Genomic DNA, 26,982 nt, shown 5'->3' with positions numbered 1-26,982 from the left:
GAAAGGAATAAATATGAGAAAATATAAGAAAACAACACGTACATTAACTTTAATATTATTTGCATTTATTATAAATTCATTTATAAATTATAATGTATTTGCAAGGGAAGTAATTACAAAAAGTAATGATGAAATAAGATTACAAGATAATTTTTATAAGGCTGTTAATAAAGAGTGGCTTAAAAACTCAGTACTTAAAGATAATGAAGATGCTAAAAGTACATTTACAGAAGTTAAGGATAAAGTTAATATTAAGGTGAAAAAAATATTTGATAATTTATTAATACATAAAGATAAGTATTCTAATGACACTAATGAAAAGAAAATAATAAATTTATATAATAATTATATGAATTTAGAAGAAAGAAATAGTCAAGGTTCAAAACCAATAAAAAAGTATGTAGATAAGATAAAAAATGCTAAAAGTGTAGATGAAATTACAAAATTATTAGGAGATCCAAGTATAAATATATTTAGTAATTTAATTAATTTTAGTGTTGGAAGTGATATAAATAATGGTGAAAAAAATATTTTATATATTTCATCATCAACATTAACTTTAGGAGATTCAGATGAATATAAAAATCAAGTGGAACATAATAAAAATAAAGATATTATGAAGCAATATTTAGTTAATATATTAAAGTTAAGTGGATATTCTAAAGAAGAGACAATTAAAAAGGTAGAAAATTCATTCTATTTTGAAAGCAAATTAGCATCATCAATAATTGGAGTTACAGAATTTGCAGATTATTATAATAATAGAGATAAAAATCATGAAACTTATAGTATTAATGAGATTAATAAACTTTCAAATAATGTAGATTTAGCTAGTATAATAAAAAATCTTAATTATGATAATATAGATGAAATTGTAGTATTTGAACCTAAATGGTTAGAAAAATTAAATGAACTTTATGCAGAAGAAAATTTAAGTTTTATAAAAGATTATATTGAAGTTGGTATGATTTCTGCTGCAAGTAGATATTTAAGTGAAGGTTTTAGAAATGAATATCTAAATTTACAAAAATCATTATATGAAATTAAGCCAGCATCTTTAGGGGAGGAATCTAAAGAATTTGTAAATAAAAATTTTAATTTAGCTTTAAGTAAATTGTATGTAGAAAGTATTTTTAATGAAAATATAAAAAATGATGTTAAAAAAATCACTGAAGAAATAATAGATGTTTATACAAATAGAATTAAAAATCTAGATTGGATGAGTGATTCAACTAAAGAGAATGCTATAAGAAAATTAAATAATATAAAAATAAATATAGGATGCCCAGAAACATGGCCAAATTATTCAAACCTGGAAATAAAATCATACAAAGATGGGGGATCACTTTTAGAAAACATAATAAGTTTAGAAAAATTTTCATACAAAAAGCCAATTAACTCCAAAGAACCTTTTAATTTAATATCACCAGAAGATGTTAATGCGTATTATGATGCTAACACTAACGAAATAACAATTCCTGCTGCTATATTGCAATCACCTTTTTATAACATAAATGAAAGTAAGGAAAAGAATTTAGGTGGATTAGGAATTATCATTGGACACGAAATTACTCATGCATTTGACAATAACGGAGCTAAATTTGATGAAAATGGAGAAATAAAAAATTGGTGGACAGATTCGGATTATAGAAAGTATGAAGATAGAATTAAAAAAATAAAAGAGTTTTATGGTAATATAGAAGTTTTACCTGGAATGAAATTAGATGGGCAGATTACTTTAGGAGAAAATATAGCAGATATTGGTTCTATGACTTGTATGCTTGATATTTTAGAGAAAAGTCCTAATGCAAATTATGATGAGTTCTTTAGAAATTTTGCTACTATTTGGAGAGATGTAACTAGTGATGAATATAAGACATTATTATTAAAAACAGATAGCCATTCTCCTGGTGAGATTAGAGTAAATACAGTTTTAAAACAGTTTGAAAAATTTTATAAACTTTATAATGTAACTGAAAATGATGGTATGTATTTAAAAGTAAAAGATAGATTAAAAATATGGTAGTTATAGTAGATTGTTTTTAGAATAAAATTTAAAATTAATTCACATTATAAAATAAGGTCAGTATTATTTTTTATTAAAAAATTTAAAATTATAAGTAGTATTATACTTAATAATATAGGAAAAATAATATTATATGTTCATGGTCAAGAAGAAAATCATTATTTACTTATAAAAAAGTATTAATTTTTAGGCACAGAAGGAAGGCGAGATTATGGATAGTCTTATATTTGATTTAGATGGAACCTTGTGGGATGCTACAGAAGCTTTTTATATATGCTGGAATGAAGTTTTTTCAAAATATGAAGAGACAAAACAAGGCATGACATTAAAAGAAATTAAAAGTGTTATGGGAATGACTATGGAAGATATCTTAGAAAAGTTTTTTCCAACTTTAAATGACAAAACACGAAAAGAATTAATAGATGAGTGTACTAGGATTGAATTGAAATATTTGCTGAAAAAGGGTGGAAAATTATATCCTGAATTACAAAATACAATAAAAGAGTTATCAAAAAAGTATAAATTATTTATAGTTAGTAATTGTGTAAATGGATATATACAATGTTTTTTAGAAACACATAATTTGAAGGAATATTTTAAAGATTTTGAAGACCCAAGTAGAACAGGATTAGAAAAGGCTAAAAATATAAGAATAGTAATGGAGAGAAATAGACTAAGCAATTCAGCATATGTGGGGGATACTAAATGGGATAAAGTAGCAAGTGAAAAAGCAGGGATTCCTTTTATATATGCAAGTTATGGATTTGGAGATGTAGATAAATATGATTATAAGATTAATAATTTTAAAGAATTATTAAATATTAATAATACAAAATATTAGTAATGATATGTTTTAAATATTTATATATATATGGATAGGTAAAGTTTAATTGATTAATATATTTTATTTATCCATATATAAATATTTTATAAAACATAGTAAATAAAAAGATATGGAATTAATCGTTTTCATTGATTCCATATCTTTTTTAAAATAATTATATTTATAAAAAGTATATCTACTTTTTTGGAGGAGAAAATTTTTTATATAACTTATAGATTAATGCAACGCCCACTGAATATACCAGTATAATACCAACAGTGACTAACATTGATTTCATGCGATCCACAATCAACACCTCTTTTTAAAATATTTACCATATAAATTATTTTAGCATACTAATTAATTTAAAAGAAGACAGAATATTTATGTATATTATATAGTTGATCTTTTATTTATAACTTAATTATGAGTTTACATATGAATTTTTTAGTACAAATTATTTATAATATTATTTAAATGTTTTAGTTTGTAAGAAATATATTTTTTATCTTTTAAACTAATATTTTCAATTGAAGAATAGAAATCATTAAAAATAAATATGAGTAATTTGATAAGAATATTGACTAATTAAATAAAAATTATTATTATTTAATAAAAAATAATAATTAAGATAAGTTTCAATATTTAATATATAGGAGGAAAAAATGAAAGTAATAATTGTTGGAGGTATAGCAGCTGGAACTAGTGCAGCTGCCAAATTGAGACGAGTAAATCCAAATGCAGAAATAGTAATCTATGAAAAATCTAATATAGTGTCTTTTGGTGCTTGCGGCTTACCTTATTTTATAGGAAATTTTTTCGAAAATTCACAAAATATGATTGCAAGAACACCAGAAGAATTCATAAAAAGTGGAGTAGATGTAAAAAACAATCATGAAGTTATTAATATAGACTTTAAAAATAAATTAGTTAAGGTAAAAAATTTAAATTCAGATTCTATATTTGATGATAAATATGATAAGTTGATGATAGCTACAGGAGCAAGTAGTATAGTTCCACCAATCAAAAATATTAATTTGAATAATGTATACACATTAAAAAACATGGATGATGGAAAAGTATTAAAAAAACTTTTAATGGAAGAGAATAACAAAAGTATAGCAATAATAGGAGCAGGATTTATTGGGTTAGAAGCAGTAGAAGCAGCTAAAAGTTATGGAAAAGAAGTTTCGGTGTTTCAATTAGAAGATAGAATATTAAAAGATGTTTTTGACAAAGAAATTACTGATGTGCTAGAACAAGAATTAAAAAATAAAGGTGTAAATTTATATTTACAAGAAACAGTTAGTGAACTTATAGGAAATGATAAAGTAAGTAAATTACGTACCAATAAAAGAGAAATAAATGTTGATATAGTAATTATAGCCACTGGAGTTAAACCTAACACAGAATTTATTAAAGACAGTGGTATAGATATGCTACCCAATGGAGCAATTATTGTAGATGAGTATGGTAGAACTTCAATTGAAGACGTGTATTCAGCAGGGGATTGCGCTACAATAAATCAAGTAATTACAAATGAAAGAAGTTATGTTCCACTTGCGACAGGAGCTAATAAACTTGGACGTATTGTTGGGGAAAACTTAGGTGGAGCTAATTTGACATTTCAAGGATCATTATCATCTAGTTGTATAAAAATTTTAGATATGGAAGCAGGGAGAACAGGTATAACAGAAGAAAAGGCTAAAGAGATAGGAATAGACTATAAAGCTAAATTTATAACCGATATGAATCAAACAAATTATTATCCAGGTCAAAATAAGATATATGTTAAGTTAATTTATGAATCTAAAAGTAAAAAGATATTAGGAGGACAAGTGGCAGGATATAAGGATGCTGTGCAAAGAGTTAACATTATTGCTGCATGTATATTTGGAAAACTAACCACCAAAGAACTAGGTATGCTTGATTTATGTTATTCGCCTCCATTTTCAAGAACGTGGGATGTACTAAATGTTGCAGGAAATGTGTGCAAGTAATAAATAACATGATAAAACTTAAATATTAATATAAGAATAAATTTTAATAAGTAATATAACCGTATTGATATTATATATGTAAATGAGGTTTAGAATCAAAGAGTATTAACTATATTTTTAGTTAATACTCTTTATTAATTTAAAAATTCTCATCTATATAGATTACCTTAATTAGAAAAATTATGAAAAGTGTATATATTAGGTTATTAAAATATTAATATTATAGTTATAAAACCTTTTTTATGAATAAAAGTTAAAAATGCAGAAAAATTAATGAAAATCATTTTCAATCCTGGACAAAAGTGCTATAATCATATCATGATAATAATTATCAATAGAAAAGATCATTCATTTTCATAATAACTGTATTATATATTTTTTGTATAATACACAATATGAGGAGGAACAAATATGCCATTAATATTAGCAAATACAGGACAAAATATGTCAATTAAAAAAATTAGAGGTAATGATGAAACAAAAAAGTTTCTATCAAGTTTAGGATTTATTGTAGGAGAAACTGTAAATATTATTTCTGAAATAGCAGGCAGTTTAATAATAAAAGTAAAAGGCAGTAGAGTAGCATTAGATAAATCTATAGCTAGTAGAATAATAGTTTAGGGAGGAAATATTAATGAATACATTAAAAGATGTTAAATGTGGACAAACTGTTAATGTACTAAAAATACAAGGGGTAGGTCCTATAAAAAGACGTATTATGGATATGGGAATAACTAAAGGATGTGAAATATTTGTACGTAAAGTAGCACCACTTGGAGATCCTATTGAAGTAAGAGTTAGAAATTATGAATTATCACTTCGAAAAGCTGATGCAGAAATGATAGTGGTAGGATAAGAAATATTAAGTTAATTTTATAAAGTTATTCAATGAGAATGATAATCTATATAAATTAAGGGGGAAGACAAATGTCAATAAAGATAGGTCTTGCGGGTAATCCCAATTGTGGAAAAACTACTATGTTTAATGACCTAACAGGATCAACACAATATGTAGGTAACTGGCCAGGGGTAACAGTTGAAAAAAAAGGTGGTAAATTAAAGTGGAATAAGGAAGTTGAAATTGTAGATTTACCAGGGATATATTCACTTTCACCTTATACACTTGAAGAAGTAGTAACACGTGATTTTATGGTAAATGATAAACCGGATGCAATAATTAACATAGTTGATGCATCTAATATTGAAAGAAATTTATATTTAACTACTCAAGTTTTAGAATTAGGAATTCCAACAGTTGTAGCACTTAATATGATGGATATTGTTAAAAAGAATGGAGATAAGATAAATATAGAAAAACTTTCTCAATCATTAGGGTGTCCAGTTATTGAAACATCTGCTATAAAAGGACAAGGTATCAAAAAAGTTGTTGAAAAAGCAATTGAAATTTCAAAAGAATCAAATATTAATAATTTTAAATTAGAACTATCACAAGAAGTAGAAAATCCAATTAATAATATTGAAAATATTTTAAGTAGAAGTGATTTTAATAAAACAATAAATTCTAGATGGTTATCAATTAAGCTTTTTGAACGTGATAAGAACATTCTAGAAAAGAATAAATTCTCAAAAGAAATCTTGGAGAAAGCAGAAAATATAACTAAAAAATGTGAAAATGAATTTGATGATGATAGTGAAAGTATAATCACTGGAGAACGATATGATTTTATTGGAAAAGTAATTTCTAAAACAGTAAGAAAAAATAGCAAAAATGATGAAACTACATCAGATAAAATTGATAAGATTGTTACAAACAGATTTTTGGCATTGCCTATTTTTGCATTAATTATGTGGGGAGTATACTACATAGCAGTAAGTTCACTTGGAACTATAGTTACTGATTGGACTAATGATACATTGTTTGGAGATATTATAAGTGGAAATGTTTCAACTTGGCTTGAAGGTTTAGGTGTAGCAGATTGGTTACAAGGATTAGTCGTTGATGGATTAATTGGTGGCGTAGGAGCAGTATTAGGATTTGTACCACAAATTATGATATTATTCTTTTTATTATCACTTCTTGAAGACTGTGGATATATGTCACGTGTAGCGTTTATAATGGATAGAATATTCCGTAAATTCGGACTTTCAGGAAAATCTTTTATACCTATGCTTATAAGTTCTGGATGTGGAGTCCCAGGAATTATGGCGACTCGTACTATGGAAAATGATAGAGATAGAAAAATGACTATTATGTTAACAACTTTTATACCATGTGGCGCTAAAGTTCCAATAATAGCATTGTTTGCAGGTGCAATATTTGGTGGAGCATCATGGGTAGCACCGTCAGTTTATTTCTTAGGAATTATAATGATAATTATTTGTGGAATTCTTTTAAAGAAAACTAAATTATTTAAAGGAGAACCAGCTCCTTTTGTTATGGAACTTCCACAATACCATATTCCAACTTTAAAAAGTGTTCTTATGCATATGTGGGATAGAGGAAAAGCATTTATTATAAAAGCTGGTACAATTATATTTGTTGCTTGTGGAGCAATTTGGTTTATGCAATCATTTAATTGGTCATTAGAAATGGTAGATGCTAGTGAAAGTATATTAGCTAGTATAGGAAGTGTTTTTGCACCAATTTTTGCACCATTAGGTTTTGGAAATTGGCAATCTGCTGTTGCCACAATTACTGGACTTGTAGCAAAAGAAAATGTTGTAGCTACTTTTGGAATATTATTTGGTATTGCAGAAGCAACAGAAGAAGATCCAACACTTATTATGAATGTAGCAGGAATGTTTACAGCAGTAAGTGCATTTGCTTTCATAGCCTTTAATATGCTTTGCGCACCATGTTTTGCAGCAATTGGTGCTATAAAAAGAGAAATGGGTTCATGGAAATGGACTTGGATTACATTAGGATTCCAAACAGGAACAGCATATCTTGTTGCATTATTAATAAATCAAGTAGGTAATGCATTGTTCTATAGTGGAAGTGTAGTAGGAGCAGTTATATCAATTGCTATAGTATTAGTAATAATAATAGGAATTTTATTATCAGCTAAAAAGGAAACAAGTATGAATGGTAAAGTTCAACTAAGCTATACAAAATAATTAGTAGATAATTGTAGACAGGTTATCTACTAATAAATTTTATAAAGGGAAGTGGTATTTATGTTAGCTACAATTATAATAGCTGGTATCATATTTTTCTTAATGGCGCTAGTAATAGTAAACCGTATAAGAAAATCTAAAAAGGGTGAAGGTGGATGTGGTTGTGGATGTTCAGGATGTTCATCAGCAGCTATTTGCCACAGTAAAGGTAATAACGGTATAACTATAAAATAAAATTTAGTTGTTTTATTAAATCTATAATAGTAAATTATTTTAAATTTTATAAAATAATTAATATAAAAAATAAGCTCTAAATCTTTTAAAAGTATTTAGAGCTTATTTTTATATTAACTATTATTTATTTTTAAAACTTGCACAATTAGTTTCTGTATACATATTTGGCTTTGATCCACTAACATGTATTGAAGATAAATCGCAAAGATTATTACGGTTGTGAGTACAAGTTTTTACAGTACAAACTAAACAATCACATTCTCCAGAGCTATTTGAGTTATTGGTTAAATCACTATAAAGTTTTTTGTCTAAAAAAGATCCACAACAAGTATCACAATCTTTTTGTGCAGAATTTCCACCTATATCAACACGGTTAGCATAACAAGTACCAGAACAGTTATGAGAACAATTATTTACGTCACAATTAATTTTTTGCATTAAAAACACTCCTCTTAAAATAATATTTTATATATTTTTAAATGGTTTTATTTAAAATATCTATCTAATAGTCCTTTAAAGGCTCTACCATGTCTAGCTTCATCTTTACACATTTCATGAACAGTATCATGTATAGCATCTAAATTTTCTTTTTTAGCTAATGTAGCTAATTTCTTTTTACCATCACATGCACCAAATTCAGCTTCAACTCTAGCTTGTAAATTTGCTTTTGTATCAGGAACAACCACTTCGCCTAGTATTTCAGCAAATTTAGAAGCATGTTCAGCTTCTTCAAAAGCAATTCTCTTATAAGCTTCTGCAACTTCTGGATAGCCTTCTCTGTCTGCTTGGCGAGACATTGCTAAATACATTCCGACTTCAGTGCATTCACCAGTGAAATTAGCTCTTAAATCATCTATAAGCTCACTAGGGATACCAGTTGCTATTCCTATTTTGTGCTCATCAGCCCAAGCCATATCATCTTTCATTTCAATAAATTTATCTGCACCTACTTTACAAACAGGGCAAATTTCAGGTGGGGTATCTCCTTCATGAATATAACCACATACTGTACAAACAAACTTTTTCATCAAACGTTCCTCCTAAAAAATATTTATTATAAATTTTAATCTAAATATATATTTAGATTAATTTAATATGAGTGAAGATTAAATAATAATCTATTAACCTATTTATTAACACACAATAAAAGTATTCCCTTAAAAAGCAAAAAATATTTATTTAAATATCGTAACTCTAAATTGTTTTATATTGTTGATGTATTGAAGATAAAAAATGGTAGTAACGCAAGTATATATAATATAAAAATAGCTAAGTTAGAGTAGATTATATATCAGTAGGGTGGATAACTTATTCAGCTAAAATATTAGACTTAAGTATGAAAAAATTTTAATATTTTAGATTAATATAATCGATATTATAATGTTAGATTTGATTTAGCAATTAAACGTATAGTTATAGTATGAATTTTTGTTTTTTTATTATATTAAAAATAAAATAAAAAAATTCAAATAAAGTATTGACAATATCATTAAATAGAGATATTATAATATTGTAATTGAGAATCAATCTCAAAAACAAAAACTCATTCAATGACATGTGAGAAAAATTATTGCTATACACAAAAAAATCACAAAAATTTTATGAAGTGTACTAAGAAAAAAATAAATTAAAAAGTATAAAAGCACACACTCAAAATACTAATATACTAAATGAGAAATTGCGTGACCATATCATTTAGTTATGAATTTTTTCTGTTCTCCCTAAGAATAAAGTACATTTCATCAAATTATATATTAAAATTAAATCATACGTATTAAAATAAAAGCTGTTGGTAACTTGATTATCAACAGTTTTTATTTTAAGATATATTTTCAAAAAATGCTCATTATAAATAGTCAATATTAAATACAACAATTAAGAGATGTTAAGATAAATACAATTTTAAATTTTCACTAAATTTAAAAGAAGAGAACTTAATATGTTATGATAGTTAATGAAAATAATTAAATATAAATAAATTATATAAAAAATATATAGAGAGTTTTATTTAGTTAAGAAAGTGAGGAAATTATGAGTTTAGAAAATTTAAGTAATAGAAGTAAAGGAATAATATTTATAATATTATCAGCATTTGGATTTGCAATGATGTCAGCTTTTGTTAAGCTTTCAGGTGATTTACCATCTTTTCAAAAAGCTTTTTTTAGAAATTTAGTTGCAAGTTTAATTGCATTAGGTTTAATAATTAAACATAAAGAGAGGTTTTTTGGAAAAATAGAAAATCAGAAAATACTTATATTAAGATCCTTATTTGGAACATTAGGAATAGTATTAAATTTTTATACAATAGATAAGTTAGTTTTATCAGATGCTAATATGTTAAATAAATTAAGTCCTTTCTTCGTAATTATTTTTTCGGCATTATTTTTAAGAGAAAAGATAAATACAAAACAAATTATATCTTTAATAATTGCATTTTTAGGAGCGTTATTTATAATAAAACCATCATTTAATCTTGAAGCAATATCAGCTTTAGTAGGAGTTGGAGGGTCTATATTTGCAGCAGCAGCATATACTTGCCTTAGAGTACTTGGAGGGAAAGAAAAACATTATACAGTAGTATTTTATTTTTCAACTTTTTCAGCAGTAGTATTGTTTCCATTTATGATGATATCATATAAGTCAATGACAGTAATACAGTTAAGTTATTTAATACTTGCAGGGGTTTTTGCAAGTGTAGGTCAATTTGGAATAACTTTAGCGTATAAATATGCACCAGCTAAAGAAATATCAATATTTGATTATTCAAATATATTATTCTCAGCCATAATAAGTTTAGTTATATTTGGAGCATTACCAGATTATTTAAGCGTTATAGGATATTTAGTAGTATTTACAGCTTCATTATATATATTTATGTATAATAAAAAATTAGATAAGGTTGAAAATAAATAAATATTACTTGAAAATAATTTAAATATTTGATATACTCAATTTGAAAATTTAATAAAAAAAACCACTTTATCAAAAAAGTGGTAGAGGTTCGAAGACCATCCCTCTATAAAAAACTAGGCAATTAAATAAGATTTAATAAGTCGCATGGTTGGTGCGACTTTTTAGTTTGGCTATGTTTTAGTAGCGTGTTTATATTTTAAGTAAAGTTAAGGATTCTACAAACCTAATTACAATGTTACTTTGCTTTTATATATATTAATACACGTTTAAGGCATAGCTTTTATTTTATATAAGTTATGAGTGTTTTTAATTTCAGAAAATTAATAGTTACTTATTAAATCTTAAGAAGTAATCAAGAATTATTAAACAATAATTATGAAAGGAGAAATTTTAGTGAAAAGGAAAAAAGTAATAATAGATTGTGATCCTGGAATTGATGATTCATTAGCAATAATGCTTGCACTAAAATCAGAGGAAGTAGAAGTAAAAGGAATAACTATTGTTTCTGGAAATGTTCATGCTAAAAAAGGTGCAGAAAATGCTCTTAAAATATTAAAGGAACTTAATAGGTTAGATATTCCTGTGTACATAGGCGATGGTGAACCTTTAATAAGAAAATTAATCACAGCAGAAGACACTCATGGAGAAGATGGACTTGGGGAAACATTTTTACCAAAAGTAGAAGAGGTTAGTTATAGAGAAGGTGCAGTAGAATTTATCTTAGAATCTTTAAAAAAAGAGGATGAATTATCAATAATAGCTATAGGTCCATTAACTAATATTGCTAAAGCTTTAGAAAAGGATAAAGAAACAACAAGAAAAATGAAAGAGTTAGTTCTGATGGGGGGAGCTTTTAAGAGCTTTGGAAATTGTTCTCAAGTAGCTGAATTTAATTTTTGGGTAGATCCACATGGGGCAGAGAAAGTTTTTAATGAACTTAATAAAAAAATTACTATGGTTGGATTAGATGTAACAAGAGAAATTATATTAACTCCTAACTATATAGAAATGTTAAAGCAATTTAAAAATTCATTAGCTGATTTAATTGTTAAAATAACAAGATTTTATGTTGATTTTCATTGGAAGCAAGAAAAAACTTTGGGGTGCGTAATAAATGATCCATTAGCAATAGCTTATTTTATAGATACAAGTCTTTGTAGTGGAAAAGAATATTATGTTGATATAGTTACAGAGGGAAAAGCAATTGGCATGAGTTTAGTAGATGAAGGGGATTTTTATAGAAAGAAACCAAATTGTTTGGTATTAACGGAAGTAAATTCAAAAGCTTTTATGGAAATGTTTTTAACAAAATTATTCCCAGAATATAAAAAAGATATTTTAAATATATTAAATAATTCAAAGTACGGTAATTAAGCAATATTAAAAATATAACTAAATGTTAAATTTATGAATCATAAACAATATTAAGTTGTTATAAAAATAGATTAAAAGGGGAATTTAAAATATGAAAAAATTAAATATAATGATATTTATGTCTTTATGTATAGTGATAAATCTTGTAGGCGGATTTATAGCACTAACTTTTAAATTACCTATATATATTGATACAATAGGAACTTTATTAAGTGCAGTTCTATTAGGACCGATTAATGGAGGAATAGTTGGTGGAATGACTTCAATAGTAAATGGGGCGACTTTTGATCCAATTTCATTTTATTTTATGCCAGTACAATTGATTGTAGGTTTAAGTACAGGTATATGTTTTAAAAATTCTAAATTTGAAGGAATTAAATCAGTATTTTTGATTATATTAATTACAATTTTAGGATCAATAACTGCATCAATAGTAGCATCATTTGTATTTAATGGAGTTACTTCATCAGGATCTAGTATATTTGTTGCTATATTTAAAAATTTAGGGATAAGTACAATTACAGCAGTATTTTCGACTCAAATATTTACTGATTTATTAGATAAAGCTGTTAGTTTTATATTAGTATTTTCAGTAATAAAGGCTATACCAATAAAAATTATTATGAACTTAGTTGGGAATGAAGTTAATGGATAGATATAATATTATAGAAGGAAAAAATAGAAGAGAAATTGTTTTATTAAAGGGATTTCCATGTGTTTGGGGTAAATGTACATTTTGTGATTATATAGATGATAACTCAATAAAAGAAGATGAAATAAATAAATTAAATTTTCAAGTCCTTAATAATGTAAATGGTGCTTATAAAACTTTAGAGGTAATAAACTCAGGTAGCTGTTTTGAATTACCAAAAGAAACATTAAAGAAGATAAAAGAAGTAATAACTAAAAACGATATAAAAAAATTATTTTTGGAGAGTCATTGGTGTTATAAAAATAGGCTTAAAGAAATGAAAGATTTTTTTGGAATAGAAGTAGTTTTTAAAATAGGTGTAGAAAGTTTTGATAATGGTTTTAGAAATAAAGTTTTAAACAAAAATGCTAACTTTAAAACATATAAAGATGTAAAAAAATATTTTCAATCAGTTTGTCTTTTGGTTGGTATAAAAGGGCAAACTAAAGAAATGGTAAAAAGGGATATAGATATAGTATTACATCATTTTGACTATGGAACAATAAATATATTTACAGAAAACACTACTGAAGTAAAAAGGGACGAAGAGTTAATAAGGTGGTTTATAAAAGAATATCAATTTTTAAGAGATATTGAAAAAATAGAAATATTATTTGAAAACACTGATTTCGGTGTTGGAGATTAGGAGTGTTTGCTAGTAAAAGTATATTTTACTAGCTATTTTTTTATATTTATATAAATTTTTAAAGGTGTCTATATTTATATAATTATGATGATAAAAATTATTAATATATATTAAAGATTTAGAATATATTAAAACAGGATAATCCAGATTTATTTAAATGTATTGATTTAGTGATAGCAATTAGAAATGAAAATGAGTATTAATAAATATTTTAGGAGGAGTAACTTTGAAATATAAAAAGTTCCAAATTAAAAGGATTACATTATCATTTATACTTAGTTTAGTTTTAGTTTTTTCTTTTTCTATAACTAAAACCACATATGCTATAACAGAAAATGGAATGATTACAAATCCATATACAGTAATGCAAGCTATACAAAGTCAAAATAATACATTAGAAACTGTTCAGGGTTATATAATTGGACAACCCATAGCTGTTAATAAAGTTTTAACAAGCAAATATACAGGTGATACTGCTATTGCAATTGCAGATAGTTTAGCAGAAACAAATACTTTAAATATGATTTATGTTCAGATTCCAACAAAATATCGAGGTTCTTTTGGACTAAAATCAAATCCTAATTTAGAAGGAACACAAGTTAAGATTACAGGGTATTTGACTTCATATTTTTCACACAATGGATTAAAAAATATTACTAACATAATAAAAGTAAAATCATCAGATATAAATATTTCAGGGCATAGTAATTCAGAGGATAGTATGGATGAAGATGTTAATGAAAGTGGTGATTTAATTACTATTGATACTACAACTTCATATGATAGTACTTATTATGTAGATGCTATTGGAAAGACAGGAAAAGCTTTAAAGTCATCACTTCATGAAATAATTGATGATAATAAAAAATTATCATACTCTGATGTTTGGAAAGCATTAATGGATACAGATGAAGATCCTAATAATACAAATAACATAATACTATTATATACAGGCCGTTCACAAGCAAAAACTACGAAAGGATCAGGAGTAGATGATTGGAATAGAGAGCATGTGTGGGCAAAGTCACATGGTCATTTTGGAACTAAAGCAGGTCCAGGAACAGATTTGCACCATTTAAGACCAACAGATGCATCTGTAAATAGTGCAAGAGGAAATTTAGATTTTGATAACGGTGGGATTCCACATAGTGAAGCTGTTTTATGTAAATATGATAATGATTCATGGGAACCAAGAGATAAGGTAAAAGGTGATGTAGCTAGAATGTTATTTTATATGGATGTAAGGTACGAAGGGGATAATGGAGAAATTGATTTAGAATTAAATGATAAAGTTAATAATAGATTTGATCCATACTTTGGAAAAATAAGTACATTGATTCAATGGAATAAGGAAGATCCTGTTGATGAATTTGAAAGAAGAAGAAATGATATAATATACAAAAAATACCAACATAATAGAAATCCGTTTATTGATCATCCAGAATGGGTAAATAAAATTTGGGGTTAAAACTAGCATACAATTAAGTTTACCTATATAAAAATAGTCTTATAAGTGGAAATGCCGCGTTATAAGTAAATTTAGAATATAAGAATTAATATTTAGATTTTATTAAAAATAACATTATAAAAATATATCATCAATTTATAGAGAAAAAGATTATGTTATAATTTTATTTAAAGTAAGTATTTTATAAATCAATTAAATAGATTTAATTACAACAAAGGAAAGATTGGAGGATAAAATGGAACACGATATAATAACACAGCTTCAAATAATTGTAAATACATCCGATGAAGAAAATATATCATTTACTATAGCAAAAGTACTTTTAAAAAGTATTAAAAATGATATTAATGATCTAACAATTAATGATTTAGCCGATAGATGTTATACATCTATATCAACAATAAGTAGATTTATAAAAAGTTTAGGATATGATAGCTTTAATGAGCTTAAAAAGAAATTTATAGAAAGAAAACAAATAGGTGCAGAACTTTTAAATGATAACTTAGAGAATATGAATTTTGATTTTAAGAATGATAAAGAGATTTTAAATAGCTTTGTTCAGTCAATAAATGTTTCTTTAAAAGAGTTTATTGAAAATTTAGATTTGGATGCAATCGATAACTTAATAGATTTAATATATGAGCATAAAGATATATATTTTTTTGGATTTCAATTGCCAGGATATTTTATGCAACATCTTCAATATCTTTTCTTTAATATAGGAAAATACATTAATTTTGCACAAGGAGAACAGGAACAAGAAAGATTAGCAAAGCAAAGTAATGAAGACAGTGTTTCAATTATTTTTTCAGTTGACGGAAATTATTTAAATAAGAAATATAATGTATTTTATACTCTTAAAGAAAAAGGTGGAAAAATTATTTTAATAACTCAAAATCCTGCATTAAAACTAGCTAAGCAATGTGATAAAGTGATTTATCTTGGAAATTATAAAAATGCTAAAAATGGACGATATAAACTTCATGTTTTCTCAGAAGTACTTATTAATAGATACTATTTAAAATATAATTAATAAAAAAAGTCAAGAGAATATTTAAAATCTGATTTTATTTTCAAAATTTGATTTTTATTTTAAATGTAGAATCTGCTTTCAGATGTTAAGCAAGATTCTACATTTTTTTTATGCTAATATAAAAGTATAAAAACACAACAAAACATCGATGTAATGGTTTACCTAAAAGGAACAGTTTTAGATTAATATAATTAAACAAAGGAGAGAGAGCTATGAAGTACGAGAATTTAGCAAAAAACATTATGACAAATATCGGTGGAAAAGAGAATGTAAATAGTCTAACTCATTGTATTACTCGTTTACGTTTTAAATTAAAAGATGAAAGTAAAGCAAACACAGAGGTTATAAAAAATCTTGATGGAGTTGTAAGCGTTGTCAGAAGTGGAGGACAGTATCAAGTAGTTATTGGGAATAACGTTTCTGAGGTATATAAGGATGTTGTAAAGTTATATAATTTTACTATAGATAAAGAACCAGAAAAAAATGAAGAGTTAAAAGAAAATGTAAGTCTTTTTAATAAGTTTATAGATATAATTTCTAGTGTTTTTACTCCGGTTTTAGGAGTAATAGCAGCCACAGGTATGATTAAAGGTTTAAATGCATTATTTTTAGCATTAGGTTTATTAACTCAAACATCAGGTACATACCAGATGTTAAATATAGTGGGAGATTGTTGCTTTTATTTCTTTCCAGTATTACTAGGATATACATCAGCTAATAAATTTGGATTAAATAAATTTATGGGTATTGCAATAGGAGGTTCCCTTGTATATCCTTCTATTTCTGGATTGATGGCAGGTAACCCATTATACACTCTATTTGAAGGAACTATAATTCAATCACCAGTATATTTAACTTTTTTAGGTATTCCAGTTATCTTAATGAATTATGCTTCAAGTGTAGTACCAGTAATAATTGCTACTTATTTAGGAGCTAAAATTGAAAAGTTATTTAAGAGAATAATTCCAGAAGTTGTAGCGAATTTTACAGTTCCATTTTTCACGTTATTAGTAACTATACCATTAACATTTATACTTATTGGACCAATTGCAACATGGGCTAGTCAATTATTAGGTGTAGGTACATTATCACTTTATAAATTAAGTCCAGTAATTGCAGGAGTATTAATTGGAGCATTTTGGCAGGTGTTTGTAATTTTTGGATTACACTGGGGTATTATACCAATAGCATTTAATAACTTATCAACAAATGGCTTTGATGCGATTCTTGCACTGATGTTTGGGGCGTCATTTGCTCAAATAGGTGTTGTACTAGCTATAATGTTTAAATCAAAGAATAGAAAACTAAAATCATTGTGTATGTCATCATTTATTTCAGGAATATTTGGAGTTACAGAGCCTGCAATTTATGGAATAACACTACCAAGAAAGAAACCGTTTATATTAAGTTGTGTTGCAGGTGCAGTAGGTGGAGGAATATTAGGTTTTGCAAATTCTTTTGTATATATGATTGGTGGACTTGGTATATTTGGAATACCTTCATTTATAAGTCCTAAAGAAGGGATAACTACAGGATTTTATGGTATGATAATTGCAATGTTAGTATCATTTGTATTAGGATTTATATTAATGTTTTTTACTAAAGTAGAGGATGAATAAAAATTAGTACGGTATTTATAACAACACAGGCACAGTTATAAATTATAATTAATGTTAATAGGAATTTAAAGAAACAAGAAGATTAATTAAAATAAATAATTGTAAAAAGAGTTTAATAATGAAATAAATTTTAGAAAGGATTGAATTAATATGATTAATAATATTGGTTTCCCAAAAGAATTTTTATGGGGAGGAGCATTAGCTGCAAATCAATGCGAAGGTGCATATTTAGAAGGTGGGAAAGGTCTTACTAATGTAGATATTTGTCCATCAGGAGAAAATAGATTAAAAGTTATGCTTGGAGATGTAAAAAGTCTAACTACAGTAGATGGAGAAACTTATCCATCACATGAAGCTATAGATTTTTATCATAAATTTAGAGAAGATATAGCTTTATTTGCTGAAATGGGATTTAAGTGTTTAAGAGTATCTATCTCTTGGGCAAGAATATTCCCAAATGGTGATGATAAGACACCAAATGAAGAAGGATTAAAATTCTATGATGAGATGTTTGATGAAATGTTAAAGTATAACATACAACCTGTAGTTACTATATGTCATTTTGATATTCCAGTATCATTAATAAAAAATTATGGTGGTTGGATTAACAGAAAACTTATAGATTTTTATGAAAAATATACAAGAACTATATTTGAAAGATACAAAAATAAGGTTAGATACTGGATGACTTTTAATGAAATAAACATGTTATTACATCTGCCTTTCCTTGGAGCAGGAATTAGATTCAAAGAAGATGATGACAAAAACTTAATAAAATATCAATCAGCACATCATCAATTAATAGCAAGTGCGTTAGCTACAAAAGCAGCACATGAGATTATTCCTAACGTAATGGTGGGATGTATGTTAGCAGCTGGAGTAAGTTATCCTCATACATGTAATCCAAGAGATGTTCAAAGAGCTATGGAAGTGGACAGAGAAAATTATTTCTTTATAGATGTTCAATCAAAAGGTAAATATCCTGGATATGCAAAAAGATTTTTTAGAGAAAATAATATAGAAATAAAAATGGAACCTGGAGATGAAGAATTATTAAAAAAGTATACTGTTGATTATATAGGATTTAGTTATTATTCAAGTAGGTGTGCAAGTGCAGATCCGGAAGTAATAAATAAATTAACAGAAGGAAATGTATTTGCTAGTGTTAAAAATCCATATTTAAAAGCATCAGAATGGGGATGGCAAATAGATCCACTAGGATTAAGAATTACATGTAACACTTTATTTGATAGATATCAAAAACCATTATTTATAGTAGAAAATGGACTTGGTGCTGTGGACAAGGTTGAGAGAGATGGTTCAATAATAGATGACTATAGAATTAAATATCTAAGAGAACACATAAAGGCAATGAAAGAAGCTATTTTAGATGGTGTTGAATTAATAGGATATACTCCATGGGGATGTATAGATTTAGTATCAGCTTCAACTGGAGAAATGAAGAAGAGATATGGATTTATATATGTAGATAAAGATAACGAAGGCAATGGAACTTTAGAAAGAAGGAAGAAAAAGAGTTTTTTCTGGTATAAGAATGTTATAAAGTCAAATGGAGAGATATTATAATTAGAACATAGCAAAGATAAAGAATACACTTATAAACTAATTAAGTTTTTAAGTGTATTTCTTTATATTTGTTATATTAAATGCTGGAATATAAATAAGTTTGTGTAAATTTGTTTTTGTCCTTTTATATTACCTAAAAACCTGAATTTTAAATTAATTTCAATACCAGGCTATAAGACTGTTATATTAAGTGTTTACAGTGATTAGAAATTCAGACAAGCTATTTAAAAATAGGACAAAGCTATAAAAAATTTACATAAATAAAATTACATTCTCTAAAATACAAAAAACATAAACTGTGTATATATTATTAATCATGCAATTTATTTACTAGATAAAACACTATATCAAATTAACATAATATTCTTCAAGCAAATTAATTATAGATTTATCAGGTAGAGTTTCAGTAATAATACCATGAAAATCTACTGCATTTGAAAATATATAGCTACCATTTGTTTTAAATTTCTCATTTAACATTACTAAAAATAATTCTTTTGATATGCTTATTATAGCCTTTTTGGTGCTTGAATCTTCTGAAATAGCAGTACTTATACTACCGTCACTAAGGTCAATTCCAGTACAACCTAAAAACGCCTTATTACAACGATATTTTTTTATTTGCTCAATAGAATATGATCCAATACTACCACCTACAAATGAATTATAGTCGCCACCAATAAAAATAAAATGTGTTTTTGAATTTTCAGGAATTAATGATGATATTTCAAACATATTTGTGATTAAAGTCATAGGTTTATTATTTTTTACTATTAATTTTGCAATCATATATGAAATAGTTGATGCATCTAAAAAAACAGTATCATTTTCACTTATTTGATCAAAAGCTTTTTCAGCAACAATCTCTTTTAAATCAATATTTTCTACTACACGCTTACTAAAGCTTTGACAATTAACAAGTGAATGTCTTACATTTATGGCTCCACCGTAAGTACGTTGTAATAGATTTTTTTTCTCTAAAGCTTGAAGATCTTTTCTAATCATACTTTCACTTACATTGAATTTTTTACTTAAATCTTTAACTAATACTTTTCCGTTTTTATCTAATAGATCTAAAATATATTTATAACGTTCTTCAATAAACATTTTCCAATCTCCTAAATTATTATTTATTATTATTTTAATATAAAATTATAATAAATTCAATTGACAAATGGGAATAAACGATATAAAATCAGAATAAATAAGAAAATAAAGGGATGGGATTATGAAGAAAGTTATATTTTTAGATATAGATGGTACATTATTAGATTGTTTTAACGGATTATTAGATATTACACCAAAAGTTAAAAAGGTGATTCGTTTATTACAAGTGAACGGAGATTATGTTTTTATTGCTTCAGGTAGACCTTATGCATTTTTAAGCCAAGCTATATTAGATTTTGGATTTGATGGTTTTATTTTAGCCAATGGAGCTCAAGTGATAATTAATAATAAGACTATATATAGTGATCCAATAAACAAAAAGTTTGTTAAAAAATTAGTAGATGAGTTTGAAAAATATAATATTCAATATATTTTAGAAGGTGAGCTTTACTCATATATGAAAGAAGGTTTTAAAGAATTTTATAATTTTTATGATGGATTAGGTATTTCAAGAAGGTATATAAAAAGTAATTATGATATTGAAGAAATTAATGTTCATAAAGTAGAAATGCTATGTACTGATGAAGAAGCGTCAAAATTATGCTTATCATTAATAAAAAGTAATTCTGAGTATGATTATTTTAGTAGCATAGATGAAAAATCTTTTGAACTATATGCAAAGAAAAACACTAAAGCAACTGGAATATTAAAAGCTTTAGAGTATTTAGATATTTCAATTGAAAATAGCTATGCATTTGGAGATGGAAAAAACGATATAGAAATGTTATCAACAGTTGGATGTGGAATAGCAATGGGAAATGCATGTGATGAGGTTAAAAAATATGCGAAGAAAGTTACTGATACTGTGCACAATGATGGTGTAGCATTAGGAATAGAAAAATATGTAGTTTGTTAAGATAAATCATTTGTAGAACATGATAAATAAATTATAAATTAAAAAAACATCTAAAGTAACTTAATAAAACTTTAGATGTTCTTTTATTGTACAGATTTAATATAGCTATTTTTATCATAATTCACATTATTTCATAAATATAGTTATTAAATTTCATATTTGTTACAATAAAAGAAGTTACATTATGATAATGGATTTCATTTACAAGTGAAAAAATATGTGCTATATTATTTTTAGATTTAATTTTTAATGGAAAAATTTTCTCAATAAGTTGCAATAAAAATAACTTAACAGATTGTAAAAAATACTAAGGAGGACTTTATGAATATTAAGGACATGCCAATATATAAGAAGCTAATAGTTTCATTTGTTGGAATAGCAATAATTTCAATTATATCAGGTTCCATTGGGGTTGGTTTTTTAATAAAAAATAATAAAGAGTATCAATATGCTTTTGTTAATTATGGTACTTTACAAGGTGAAATTGGAAAGTTAAGTATGGAAATTCAAAAAGCTAGGGCAATTGCACGTGATATTGTATTTTTAGAAAATGAAAATCAATTATTAGAATCTCAAAAATTACTTAATGAATGCGAAAATAAAATAATTAAATCTTTGGAAAAAGTTGAAAGTAAAAGTATAGAAAACAAAGATATATGTAATAAACTTAAGGATTCAGTTCAAAGGTATAATAGTATTATAAATACGGTAATTCAATTAGGATTAGACAATAAAGATCAGGAAGCAGTAGACTTATTAAAAAAAGAAAGTAAACCTATTATAGAAAATATAACTACATTAACAGATGAACTTTTAAATAGTAATATTGTTGAATATAATAAATTCTCTAATAAATTAAGAATAGCATCTTTTATTGCAATATTTTTAATAATATTATGTATAATAATTTCTTTTGTATTATCTATAATAGTTGCAAAATATATTTCAAAATTAATAAGCAAACCTATAAATGATATGGTAAAGATTGCTAGACATATATCAGAAGGAAATTTAGATGTTTCAATTGAGTCAATGTCAAAAGATGAAATTGGAGAATTAGCATTTGAATTATCTAAAATGATTAAATCTTTAAAGGTTTATATTGATGATATAAAAAATGTTTTAGGAAGTATTTCAAATGGAGATTTCAAGGTAGAAACTGAAGTAGAGTATAAAGGAAATTTTATTGAAATAAAAAATTCATTACATAATATTTTACAATCATTAAATGAAATGTTTGGTGAAATTAGAGAAGCATCTAATCAAGTTAATAGTGGAGCAGAGCAAGTTTCAACAACTGCACAAGTTTTATCAGAGGGATCTACAAATCAAGCAAATTCAGTTCAAGAACTTTCATTATCTATGCAAAAGATAAATGAACAAGTGAAAAATAATGCTGAAAATGCAGATAATACTAATGAAATAACTATTAAACTTCTTGAAGATGTGCAAAAAAGTAATAAAGAAATGAAAAATATGTTAATATCAATGAATAAAATAGAAAAATCATCTAAAGATATAAATAATATTATTAAAGCTATTGATGATATTGCAGAACAAACTAATTTAGTAGCATTAAATGCTGCAATAGAAGCTGCTAGAGCAGGGGAAGCAGGAAAAGGATTTGCTGTAGTGGCTGAAGAAGTAAGAAAATTAGCAAATCAAAGTGCACAAGCTTCAAAACAAACAGCCATATTAATTGAAGAGGCAATAAATAATATAACTAATGGAAAGAGTTTAGCAAATAATACAGCTGAAAATTTATTAGAAGTAGTTAGCAAGGCAAATAAAGTTACAGGATTAGTTTGTGATATAGCGTCTTCATCAGAAGAACAAGCTGAATCAATTTCTCAAATAAATAATGGTATTATTCAAATTTCAGATATTATTCAATCTAATTCAGCAATTTCAGAAGAAAGTGCTGCTGCAAGTGAAGAATTAACAGCACAAGCAGAAACTTTAAATACAATGATGCAAAGAATTAAATTGAGAGAACAAATTTAATATAAGATAATAAGTTTAAAATATATAAACGAGGCTTTTGATGTAATTAAGCCTCGTTAATTTATTAGAATATTGTAATTAATAAAATGATGTAATTATTAATTTATTTTAAAGAATATTAGTATATTTAATTAGAATAAAATTATAGTGTATAATAAATAACATAATTACCATTTAATAAAAATATAGGGTTTAAGGCATATGAAAATAAATAATAAGTTAAAGATGCGACGTATATTTTGTAAAATATAATAACTAGGGTTCTTCTAAGTAGTTGTGCTATTAGTAGGTTACAAGGAAGAAGTAGTTTAGAAAAGAAATTAACATACTGACTATTTATTTATTTGAATGTGCTTAGTAGTGGAGGAGAGATATGAATATTTTAATTACTAACGATGATGGTATAAATGCTAGAGGAATAAAGACTTTAGCAGAAAAGATGTCAAAAAAGCACAATATAATAGTTGTTGCACCAAGAGAACAAAAAAGCGCATCAAGTCATTCTATATCTATTAACACACCAATTAAAATTAAAGAAGAAAAAATTACAGGAATTGATTGTAAGGCATATAGTCTTGTTGGAACACCTGCTGATTGTACTCAAGCAGGAATATCATTATTAGCTAAAGATATTGATATTGTTATTTCAGGAATAAATAGAGGTTTTAATAGTGGAACTGATATTCTTTACTCAGGAACTGTTTCTGCTGCAATAGAAGGAGCAATTTATGATATACCATCAATTGCCGTATCTATGGATGTAGATTGGGACAGGAATGATGAAGATTATAGTAACGCTGCTAATTGGGTAAATAAAATTGTTGGTTTAGCAGAACAAAAATATTTAAAAAAGAATGTAGTTTTAAATGTTAATGTACCGAATATTAATGAAGAAGACATAAAAGGATTAAAAGTATGTAAGATTGGTAAATCAACATATAAAACAGAATATATTCTTTTAAGTGAAGAAGAAGATAAAGTTTATCAAACTAGGGGAGTTAGAAATCAAATTGAGAAAGAAGAAAGTGATCTATATTTTTTATCTCAAGGATATGTAACATTAACACCATTGCATTTTGATTTTACTAATTTTAAGGAATTAGATAAAGTTAAGAAAATATTTGAATAAAATTTTTTGCTATATTAAAAAATAAGGCTACTTTTTATATAGCCTTATTTGGGGATTTTTAGAGTAAAAGTTCTATCTGTAAGTTTTATACTATAAAATAAATGCTTATTTAAAATAATAATATAAAATTTATAAATAAGATATAACAAAGAAATGATATATTATAGATAAAATTAAATTTATAATTACTAATGAAGAAACAATAATTGCATGTCTTTTTTTATACATTACTACAAAAGCAATATATTCTCTAATCATGGCATTTGGTAAAAAATATAGAGCTGTTTTTGAACCAATTCCTTGACTTTTTAAACCAGCTTTTTTTGCATAAATTCCGGCACGGAATAAATGAAAATTATTTGTTACAAATATACTAGCAGAATTTTGTGAAATTAAATTGTTTATTATTTGTTTAGAAAATATCATATTTTGTAATGTATTAATAGATTTATCTTCTAAAATAGTATCTTCAAAGGGGATACCGTTTTTAACTGCATATCTTTGCATAGCCAATGCTTCTGAAATTTTTTCATCAGGTCCTTGACCACCAGAGAAAATGATTTTTGGCGGATTAGTAATAAGTTTTTGTTTATTATAAAACTCTATAGCCTTATTAATACGACTAGCTAATAAAGGAGGTACTCTATCTCCAATTAGTCCACTACCCAACACAATAATGAAATCCTGGTTCAATTTTGGGCGATTAAATTGATAAAGAAAAGATATCATTAAGAAATTAAAAATATCAAATAAATAATAGAATACAATAACACTAGAACCACCTAAAAACATATTTATTTCATTAGGGAAAATTTTTTTACTTATAATAGTAGAAAAGATTAAGTATAAAATCAATCCTATTGCTAAAAAGAAAGTTAATGAATTAGCACGTGTTCTACTTTCACGTTTTAGAACAATTTTAGCATTTATAAGTAATGCCAAAATCAATGCATAAATACCAAATGTAAGTACTAATAATATTATTATAACAAAAGCAATAACTAGAAGAATTAAAAAACGATTTTGTGTTTCGAATGCTATATCAATAGTTGTTATCATTGCTGAAAATAAGAAAATATTAAACAAAAAACCATTAATTAATTTTCTTGAATCTTTTAGATATGATGTTATAAAAATTAACAATGTAATTAATGTTAAACCTAATAAAAAGAACATTATATACCTCCATATAAATTTTTTAGTTGTTATATTGATATTATTTGGCATTAAATTAAAAGTCAATGTAAAAATATTACTTTAATAATCTTAATTGCTGATAATAATTTAAAATCATAGTATTGGTAAAATTTTTATAATCATGATATAAAAATAAGAGAAGACAATTTATATGTTAAAAAATCATCTTCTCTTATTTTTAAGTTTTTTTATAATATTATTAATATATTTTTATAGTTTTACATTTTAGTAAGATAAATAATCATTGTAATAGAAGGTGTATATTGTTTTGGCATAACAATTTTATGTTGATAATTATAATTGTTATATCTTACTAAAATGATTAGGTTAATTATTTTAAATTTTTATAGTTTTTAAAATAATATTGGTATATTTATATTTAATATATCAATAAACCGTTTATTAATTAAAGGCTCATTAAATACATTATTGCAAGTAAATTTAAAATCATCTAAATTCATAGAAAGTTCTTCTTCAATAAATTCTTTAAAATCCCATCCAATTGAGTTGATTATAAAGTCATATGTTTCAGAAGGTGAATTGAAAATTTTAATAAATAATTTTCTTTTAGGATCATTGTCCCAGTTTTTATTAAACTCATCACAAAATGAATTTAAGTTTAATAATAGTTTGTCCTCATTATTTTCCCAAAGTGAATTTAGAAAATTATAGGAATTTATCATTAGATCAAGATTATTTATACTTATAGAATTATTTTTGATTACTTCTTCAGTTACAATATTAAATGTTGATACTGGAATAAAAAAACCTTCACATGTACGATCAAAATAAGTCAAAAAAGAAGTAGGTAAGAATACATGCTGTAAAAAACCTAAAAGAGCATATGTAGAAGGATAAACTACCCAACCACATTTTAAAATACCTTTTTCTGAATCTAATATTCCCGTATAAGCGATTTTGGATTCTGTGGTTATAGATCTATTATTAAAGTATCCTTCCCATAATGGATAATCATTTAAGATTTTATTTTCCCAAAATAAGTATTCCTTATAATTATTTCTTTGTTTTAGGTTTTTATTAATATTACTTCTCACATAAGACACCTCTTTTCAACAAAAAACTAATATGATTTATTTTTAATCATAGATATATGTATTTTTACTAATAGACTATATA

22 protein-coding genes, 1 pseudogene and 1 riboswitch are annotated in these 26,982 nt (G+C 25.5%); of the genes and pseudogenes, 18 read left to right on the top strand and 5 right to left on the bottom strand.

Going from position 1 to position 26,982, the window contains the following annotated elements:
• Nucleotides 1-13: 13 nt before the first annotated feature.
• From BGI42_RS12060 to BGI42_RS12030, 7 genes are all read left to right on the top strand, one after another.
• Nucleotides 14-2,026: a M13-type metalloendopeptidase gene (locus BGI42_RS12060; RefSeq protein WP_069681084.1), complete on the top strand. Its 2,013-nt coding sequence runs from the start codon at nt 14-16 to the stop codon at nt 2,024-2,026.
• A 211-nt stretch (nt 2,027-2,237) separates the two neighbouring features.
• Nucleotides 2,238-2,867, top strand: a complete 630-nt coding sequence (locus tag BGI42_RS12055; RefSeq protein WP_069680532.1) for an HAD family hydrolase — start codon at nt 2,238-2,240, stop codon at nt 2,865-2,867.
• Between the two features lie 647 nt (nt 2,868-3,514).
• On the top strand, nt 3,515-4,849 hold the full coding sequence (locus tag BGI42_RS12050; protein ID WP_069680531.1) for a CoA-disulfide reductase: 1,335 nt from the start codon (nt 3,515-3,517) through the stop codon (nt 4,847-4,849).
• Between the two features lie 411 nt (nt 4,850-5,260).
• Nucleotides 5,261-5,470 (top strand): FeoA family protein, encoded by a 210-nt coding sequence (locus BGI42_RS12045; RefSeq protein ID WP_069680530.1) that lies wholly within the window; start codon nt 5,261-5,263, stop codon nt 5,468-5,470.
• Nucleotides 5,471-5,483: 13 nt separating this feature from the next.
• Complete coding sequence (locus tag BGI42_RS12040) at nt 5,484-5,705, top strand: FeoA family protein (RefSeq protein ID WP_069680529.1); 222 nt, start codon at nt 5,484-5,486, stop codon at nt 5,703-5,705.
• A 71-nt stretch (nt 5,706-5,776) separates the two neighbouring features.
• Complete coding sequence (gene feoB, locus BGI42_RS12035; protein ID WP_069680528.1) at nt 5,777-7,927, top strand: ferrous iron transport protein B; 2,151 nt, start codon at nt 5,777-5,779, stop codon at nt 7,925-7,927.
• A 60-nt stretch (nt 7,928-7,987) separates the two neighbouring features.
• Complete coding sequence (locus tag BGI42_RS12030; protein ID WP_084023887.1) at nt 7,988-8,161, top strand: FeoB-associated Cys-rich membrane protein; 174 nt, start codon at nt 7,988-7,990, stop codon at nt 8,159-8,161.
• Nucleotides 8,162-8,281: 120 nt separating this feature from the next.
• On the opposite strand, the gene BGI42_RS12025 is transcribed toward BGI42_RS12030, so the two are convergent.
• Nucleotides 8,282-8,599 carry a DUF1540 domain-containing protein gene (locus tag BGI42_RS12025; RefSeq protein ID WP_069680527.1) on the bottom strand — a complete coding sequence of 106 codons (318 nt, stop codon included), beginning with the start codon at nt 8,597-8,599 and terminating at the stop codon, nt 8,282-8,284.
• A gap of 47 nt (nt 8,600-8,646) precedes the next feature.
• Nucleotides 8,647-9,189 (bottom strand): NADH peroxidase, encoded by a 543-nt coding sequence (locus BGI42_RS12020; protein WP_069680526.1) that lies wholly within the window; start codon nt 9,187-9,189, stop codon nt 8,647-8,649.
• 1,003 nt (nt 9,190-10,192) lie between these two features.
• Here BGI42_RS12020 and BGI42_RS12015 point away from each other — a divergent pair.
• The 8 genes and pseudogenes from BGI42_RS12015 (at nt 10,193) to BGI42_RS11980 (ending at nt 19,492) form a co-directional block, all read left to right on the top strand.
• Nucleotides 10,193-11,074: a DMT family transporter gene (locus tag BGI42_RS12015; protein WP_069680525.1), complete on the top strand. Its 882-nt coding sequence runs from the start codon at nt 10,193-10,195 to the stop codon at nt 11,072-11,074.
• Between the two features lie 77 nt (nt 11,075-11,151).
• Nucleotides 11,152-11,197: riboswitch (PreQ1 riboswitch) on the top strand.
• 270 nt (nt 11,198-11,467) lie between these two features.
• Nucleotides 11,468-12,448, top strand: a complete 981-nt coding sequence (locus tag BGI42_RS12010; protein ID WP_069680524.1) for a nucleoside hydrolase — start codon at nt 11,468-11,470, stop codon at nt 12,446-12,448.
• Nucleotides 12,449-12,539: 91 nt separating this feature from the next.
• Nucleotides 12,540-13,103, top strand: a complete 564-nt coding sequence (locus tag BGI42_RS12005) for an ECF transporter S component (RefSeq protein WP_069680523.1) — start codon at nt 12,540-12,542, stop codon at nt 13,101-13,103.
• Nucleotides 13,096-13,785: a radical SAM protein gene (locus BGI42_RS12000; protein ID WP_069680522.1), complete on the top strand. Its 690-nt coding sequence runs from the start codon at nt 13,096-13,098 to the stop codon at nt 13,783-13,785. The genes BGI42_RS12005 and BGI42_RS12000 overlap by 8 nt, the downstream gene beginning before the upstream one ends.
• Nucleotides 13,786-14,011: 226 nt before the next feature.
• Nucleotides 14,012-15,253, top strand: a complete 1,242-nt coding sequence (locus tag BGI42_RS11995) for an endonuclease (protein ID WP_105165929.1) — start codon at nt 14,012-14,014, stop codon at nt 15,251-15,253.
• A 235-nt stretch (nt 15,254-15,488) separates the two neighbouring features.
• Nucleotides 15,489-16,286, top strand: coding sequence for a MurR/RpiR family transcriptional regulator (locus BGI42_RS11990; RefSeq protein WP_069680521.1), 798 nt, complete (start codon nt 15,489-15,491; stop codon nt 16,284-16,286).
• Between the two features lie 212 nt (nt 16,287-16,498).
• A pseudogene (locus BGI42_RS11985) lies at nt 16,499-17,902 on the top strand (PTS transporter subunit EIIC); the annotation flags it as partial.
• A 153-nt stretch (nt 17,903-18,055) separates the two neighbouring features.
• Nucleotides 18,056-19,492: a 6-phospho-beta-glucosidase gene (locus BGI42_RS11980; RefSeq protein WP_105165928.1), complete on the top strand. Its 1,437-nt coding sequence runs from the start codon at nt 18,056-18,058 to the stop codon at nt 19,490-19,492.
• Nucleotides 19,493-19,834: 342 nt separating this feature from the next.
• Here the strand turns inward: BGI42_RS11980 and BGI42_RS11975 are convergent, their stop codons facing one another.
• The gene (locus tag BGI42_RS11975) at nt 19,835-20,599 is read right to left on the bottom strand and encodes a DeoR/GlpR family DNA-binding transcription regulator (RefSeq protein WP_069680520.1); all 765 of its coding nucleotides are present in this window, start codon (nt 20,597-20,599) and stop codon (nt 19,835-19,837) included.
• 121 nt (nt 20,600-20,720) lie between these two features.
• Between BGI42_RS11975 and BGI42_RS11970 the strand changes: the two genes are divergently transcribed.
• From BGI42_RS11970 to surE, 3 genes are all read left to right on the top strand, one after another.
• Nucleotides 20,721-21,515, top strand: coding sequence for a Cof-type HAD-IIB family hydrolase (locus BGI42_RS11970; RefSeq protein ID WP_069680519.1), 795 nt, complete (start codon nt 20,721-20,723; stop codon nt 21,513-21,515).
• Between the two features lie 321 nt (nt 21,516-21,836).
• Nucleotides 21,837-23,519: a methyl-accepting chemotaxis protein gene (locus BGI42_RS11965; protein WP_069680518.1), complete on the top strand. Its 1,683-nt coding sequence runs from the start codon at nt 21,837-21,839 to the stop codon at nt 23,517-23,519.
• Nucleotides 23,520-23,892: 373 nt separating this feature from the next.
• On the top strand, nt 23,893-24,648 hold the full coding sequence (surE, locus tag BGI42_RS11960; RefSeq protein ID WP_069680517.1) for a 5'/3'-nucleotidase SurE: 756 nt from the start codon (nt 23,893-23,895) through the stop codon (nt 24,646-24,648).
• A 129-nt stretch (nt 24,649-24,777) separates the two neighbouring features.
• On the opposite strand, the gene BGI42_RS11955 is transcribed toward surE, so the two are convergent.
• Nucleotides 24,778-25,824: a YdcF family protein gene (locus BGI42_RS11955; protein WP_105165927.1), complete on the bottom strand. Its 1,047-nt coding sequence runs from the start codon at nt 25,822-25,824 to the stop codon at nt 24,778-24,780.
• A gap of 374 nt (nt 25,825-26,198) precedes the next feature.
• On the bottom strand, nt 26,199-26,900 hold the full coding sequence (locus BGI42_RS11950) for a hypothetical protein (RefSeq protein WP_069680516.1): 702 nt from the start codon (nt 26,898-26,900) through the stop codon (nt 26,199-26,201).
• Nucleotides 26,901-26,982 lie beyond the last annotated feature (82 nt).

It is taken from the genome of Clostridium taeniosporum, assembly GCF_001735765.2.
Lineage (GTDB): Bacteria > Bacillota > Clostridia > Clostridiales > Clostridiaceae > Clostridium > Clostridium taeniosporum.
The sequence above is the reverse complement of the archived record's forward strand: the minus strand, read 5'-3'. Positions and strand labels throughout refer to the sequence as shown.